Here is a 5,000-nt window from a genome sequence, read left to right on the forward strand (position 1 = left end):
ATACTACTTAGTGACCGATAGCGCATAGTACTGTGAAGGAAAGGTGAAAAGGACCCCGGGAGGGGAGTGAAAGAGAACCTGAAACCCTGTGTTTACAAACTGTCGGAGGGCTTTATATGCCCGACGGCGTACTTTTTGTAGAACGGTCCGGCGAGTTGTGCATACTGGCAAGGTTAAGGGATAAAGTCCCGGAGCCGCAGGGAAACCAAGCCTTAAGAGGGCGCGATAGTCAGTGTGTGCAGACCCGAAACCGGGTGACCTATCCATGTCCAGGTTGAAGTTGCCGTAAAAGGCAATGGAGGACCGAACGCACATCCGTTGAAAAGGGTGGCGATGAGGTGTGGATAGCGGAGAAATTCCAATCGAACCCGGAGATAGCTGGTTCTCCTCGAAATAGCTTTAGGGCTAGCCTCGTTTTAGTCTGGTGGAGGTAGAGCACTGAATTCCCAAGGGGGCGTCAAAGCTTACTAAGGGATATCAAACTCCGAATGCCATACAGATGATGAACGGGAGTCAGACTATACGAGATAAGTTGGATAGTCAAAAGGGAAAGAGCCCAGACCCGCAGCTAAGGTCCCAAAGTGCATGTTAAGTGGAAAAGGATGTGGGATCTCTAAGACAACTAGGATGTTGGCTCAGAAGCAGCCATTCATTCAAAGAGTGCGTAACAGCTCACTAGTCGAGAGGTCCTGCGCCGAAAATGTCCGGGGCTAAAACATGCCACCGAAGCTTGGGAATGACATAGTCATTGGTAGAGGAGCATTCTTAACGCGAAGAAGCAGTACCGGAAGGAGCTGTGGAGTGCTAAGAAGAGAGAATGCCGGAATGAGTAGCGAGAACAAGGTGAGAATCCTTGTGGCCGAATATCCAAGGTCTCCAGGGTAAAGCTGATCTGCCCTGGGAAAGTCGGGACCTAAGGTGAGGCTGAAAAGCGTAGCCGATGGACAACAGGTTGATATTCCTGTACCGCATGGTAACAGAACTGTGGGGACACGGGAGGGAAACATGGGCCGGAAATGGAAAGTCCGGTACAAACGGGGTAGTCGCACAGCAGGCAAATCCGCTGTGCATGAGACGAAGCCGTGATGTGGAGCGAACTAAAGTAGTGAAGCATGTGCCCCCTCCTGTCGAGAAAAGCCGCTATTGTTTGCCATGCGCCCGTACCGTAAACCGACACAGGTGGATGAGGAGAGAATCCTAAGGCCGGCGGGAGAAGCATTGTCAAGGAACTCGGCAAAATGACCCCGTAACTTCGGGAGAAGGGGTGCCCACGCAAGTGGGCCGCAGAGAATAGGCTCAAGCAACTGTTTAGCAAAAACACAGGTCTATGCGAAACCGTAAGGTGATGTATATGGGCTGACGCCTGCCCGGTGCTGGAAGGTTAAGAGGAGAGGTTAGCTTCGGCGAAGCTTTGAATCCAAGCCCCAGTAAACGGCGGCCGTAACTATAACGGTCCTAAGGTAGCGAAATTCCTTGTCGGGTAAGTTCCGACCCGCACGAAAGGCGTAATGATTTGAGCGCTGTCTCGACAATGCACCCGGTGAAATTGAAGTACCAGTGAAGATGCTGGTTACCCGCGCCAGGACGGAAAGACCCCATGGAGCTTTACTCCAGTTTGGTACTGGAGCTTGGTATTGCATGTACAGGATAGGTGGGAGCTTATGAATCAGGGACGCCAGTCTCTGAGGAGGCGCTGTTGGGATACCACCCTTGCAATATCGGGTTTCTAACCAGCCGCCGTGATCCGGCGGTGGGACAATGCCAGGCGGGGAGTTTGACTGGGGCGGTCGCCTCCGAAAGGGTATCGGAGGCGCTCAAAGTTTCCCTCATAATGGTCGGAAACCATTAGAAGAGTGCAAAGGCAGAAGGGAGGCTGACTGCGACACCGACGGGTGGAGCAGGTACGAAAGTAGGACTTAGTGATCCGGTGGCATAAAGTGGGATTGCCATCGCTCAACGGATAAAAGCTACCCTGGGGATAACAGGCTTATCACTCCCAAGAGTTCACATCGACGGAGTGGTTTGGCACCTCGATGTCGGCTCATCGCATCCTGGGGCTGTAGCAGGTCCCAAGGGTTGGGCTGTTCGCCCATTAAAGCGGTACGCGAGCTGGGTTCAGAACGTCGTGAGACAGTTCGGTCCCTATCCGGCGCGGGCGTAGGATATCTGAGGGGAGCTGGCCTTAGTACGAGAGGACCGGGCTGGACGGACCACTGGTGTACCGGCTGTCATGCCAATGGCATCGCCGGGTAGCCAAGTCCGGAAGGAATAAACGCTGAAGGCATCTAAGCGTGAAGTCCCCCCCAAGATGAGATATCCCATCCTTATAAAGGAGTAAAAACCCTTGAAGAGTACGAGGTAGATAGGGCAGAGGTGGAAGTGTGGCAACACATGGAGCTGACTGTTACTAATCGTTTGAGGACTTGACCAAAAATGAGAAATTGAATAGTGATGGAAAGACACTGGTTCTGTATGAAGTTTTGAAGGTATATATCATATAAATAAAAAATGCTGTATTGATAATTTGGTCAATACAGCATTTTTTGTGCTACCAAATTGGTATAATGCAAAATTTTTGGAAGCTGAGGTTGCCCAAAAACGATTCATCACTATTGATTTTCTTTTGGAAAAATGTTCTGATAGATTGATAATAAAGAAAAAGAGAATTGGATTGATAGAATGACAATGAAAAAGCGTTGTATGTTGAGTTTCTCATACAGCGCTTTTTATCTTTTTTATTCTTAATTCTATTTATTCTACAACTGTTCGCAGATATGTCTGGCAACATATACACCGCTGGCAGATGCATGAGACAGGGAATGTGTCACACCGCTGCCGTCACCGATGATGTAGAGTCCTTTGTGGCAGCTTTCCAGATTTTCATCCAGTTCCACTTCCATATTGTAGAATTTTACCTCAACGCCGTACAGCAAAGTATCATCATTTGCAGTACCCGGAGCAATTTTATCCAATGCATAGATCATTTCGATAATACCATCCAAAATACGTTTCGGAAGTACCAGACTTAAGTCACCCGGTGTAGCGGAGAGGGTAGGACGAACCAGACCTTCTTCAATACGTTTTACAGTACTGCGTCGTCCGCGGACTAAGTCACCAAAACGCTGTACAATGACACCGCCACCCAACATGTTGGACAGTCTTGCAATGCTCTCACCGTATCCGTTACTGTCTTTGAACGGTTCAGAGAAGTGTTTTGCAACCAGAAGAGCAAAGTTTGTATTTTCAGTCTGCTGTGCCGGATCTTCGTAGCTGTGTCCATTTACAGTAACGATACCGTTTGTATTCTCATTTACAACAATTCCATATGGATTCATGCAGAAGGTACGCACGTTATCCTCGAATTTTTCTGTACGATATACAATTTTGCTTTCATACAACTCATCTGTCAGATCAGAGAAAATAACAGCCGGAAGTTCTACGCGTACACCAAGGTCTACGCGGTTTGAATTTGTCGGGATCTCAAGATCCTTACAGATGCTCTCCATCCATTTGCTGCCGATGCGTCCGACAGAAACAACACACTTAGTACAGTCAGCAAATGTATCATGATAGTGGATACGATAGTTATTATCTCCCAGACGTTCAATTTTGGTTACCGGTGTCTGGAAGTAAAAATCAATCTGATCTTTTAACTCATTATACAGATTTTCTAAAACAACATAATTGATATCGGTACCCAGATGACGAACAGATGCATCCAGAAGTTTTAATTTATTCTGCATGCAGATCTTTTTGAAATGTGTTCCTGCAGTAGAGTACAGTTTCGTTTCAGCACCGCCATGTGTCATGTTGATCTCATCTACATAACGCATCAGATCCAGGGCTTCTTCTTTTCCGATATATTCGTATAATGTGCCGCCAAAGTCATTGGTAATATTGTATTTTCCATCAGAAAATGCTCCGGCACCGCCGAATCCGCTCATGATCGCACAAGTAGGACATTTGATACAGGATGGAACTTTTTTGCCGTCAATCGGGCAATGACGTTTTTCTAACGGGTAGCCTTCCTCGAAAACAGCAATCTTTAAATTTTTATTCTGGTGAATCAGTTCATAAGCGGAAAAAATACCGCCAGGACCGGCACCAATGATCACAACATCATATTTCATAGTGAAATAACCTCCAATAGTAAAATTTCAAGTTGAACGCATGTGAGACTTGGTGCGTGATTCTGATTAGCGTAAGCTGATATATTCCATTCAGAATCACTGCACATCCTGCAAAGCGCTTATCTCAGTTGGATATGAAATTCCAACTGAGACAAAAAATGCAGTGCTACATACTACAACAAAGACAAGAGTGAAAATAGAGTTTCACTTTGAATTTTATGTAACTGGCACTGCTTATAGTTACTATTTATTCTATCGCGGAAATATCTAGCATGTCAATAAAAATTATGTGAAAAATTGGCAACGATATCAGATGTAGCAAAGCTTGCCGGAATGTCTGCTTCTACTGTTTCAAGGGTCATTAATAATAAGCCTCATGTCTTAGCATGCACCATGCAGATGGAATCATTCTTTGTTCGATTGAAAATGAATGGAAAATGTTAAAATCCTATTTAAGCTATGGTAGGTTGATCGCATGCAATGAGTATAATGAAGATCAGAGTGTTTCCATGATTCGGGCAAAGCAGTATGAAGGCTTTTATAAAGCAACGGAATATCTGTTAAGCAAGGAAAAACGCGGCATTGCCTACTGCACCGGAAGAAAAGGTTTTTCTACAAAAGACACATTGGAACTTCTGCGTCTGAAATCCCGTGATAATGCAAGAACTCCGATGCAGTGGAGTACGGAAAAAAATGCCGGATTCTCTGAAGCAGAGCCGTGGATCGCGGTAAATGACAACTACAAAACAATCAATGCAGAGGCATCTGTCAAAGCTCCAAAATTCGTTTTTTCTTATTATAAGAAGTTAGTGCAGCTGTGCCATGAAGTACCTGTAATTACAGATGGTGTATACAAACTTCTGGACGCGG

3 protein-coding genes and 1 rRNA gene (2 of these 4 cut by a window edge) are annotated in these 5,000 nt (G+C 45.9%); 3 read left to right on the forward strand and 1 reads right to left on the reverse strand.

Features of this window, described 5'->3' with window-relative positions:
- Positions 1 to 2,431, forward strand: a 23S ribosomal RNA gene (locus tag ACIRUQ_RS01215) (it extends 463 nt beyond the left edge of the window).
- A gap of 325 nt (positions 2,432 to 2,756) precedes the next feature.
- Here ACIRUQ_RS01215 and ACIRUQ_RS01220 read toward each other — a convergent pair.
- Positions 2,757 to 4,130, reverse strand: a complete 1,374-nt coding sequence (locus tag ACIRUQ_RS01220; protein ID WP_055291360.1) for an NAD(P)/FAD-dependent oxidoreductase — start codon at positions 4,128 to 4,130, stop codon at positions 2,757 to 2,759.
- Positions 4,131 to 4,463: 333 nt separating this feature from the next.
- On the opposite strand from ACIRUQ_RS01220, the gene ACIRUQ_RS01225 reads away from it, so the two are divergent.
- Both ACIRUQ_RS01225 and ACIRUQ_RS01230 read left to right on the forward strand, forming a co-directional pair.
- Positions 4,464 to 4,574 carry a LacI family DNA-binding transcriptional regulator gene (locus tag ACIRUQ_RS01225; RefSeq protein WP_242853647.1) on the forward strand — a complete coding sequence of 37 codons (111 nt, stop codon included), beginning with the start codon at positions 4,464 to 4,466 and terminating at the stop codon, positions 4,572 to 4,574.
- Positions 4,568 to 5,000, forward strand: partial view of an alpha-glucosidase C-terminal domain-containing protein gene (locus ACIRUQ_RS01230; RefSeq protein ID WP_172679922.1) — the 5' portion only. It continues 218 nt past the right edge of the window; 433 of the gene's 651 nt are visible here — the first part of the coding sequence; it begins with the start codon at positions 4,568 to 4,570; its stop codon lies beyond the right edge, outside the window. Before ACIRUQ_RS01225 ends, ACIRUQ_RS01230 begins: the two co-directional genes overlap by 7 nt.

The organism is Eubacterium ramulus, from assembly GCF_045002895.1.
In the GTDB taxonomy this organism is placed as follows: domain Bacteria; phylum Bacillota; class Clostridia; order Lachnospirales; family Lachnospiraceae; genus Eubacterium_I; species Eubacterium_I ramulus.

What these genes read in the sequence shown, in the direction of transcription:
- ACIRUQ_RS01220 (WP_055291360.1), bottom strand. Translation starts at nt 4,130, where the DNA reads ATGAAATATGATGTTGTGATCATTGGTGCCGGTCCTGGCGGTATTTTT.
- ACIRUQ_RS01225 (WP_242853647.1), top strand. Translation starts at nt 4,464, where the DNA reads ATGTCTGCTTCTACTGTTTCAAGGGTCATTAATAATAAGCCTCATGTC.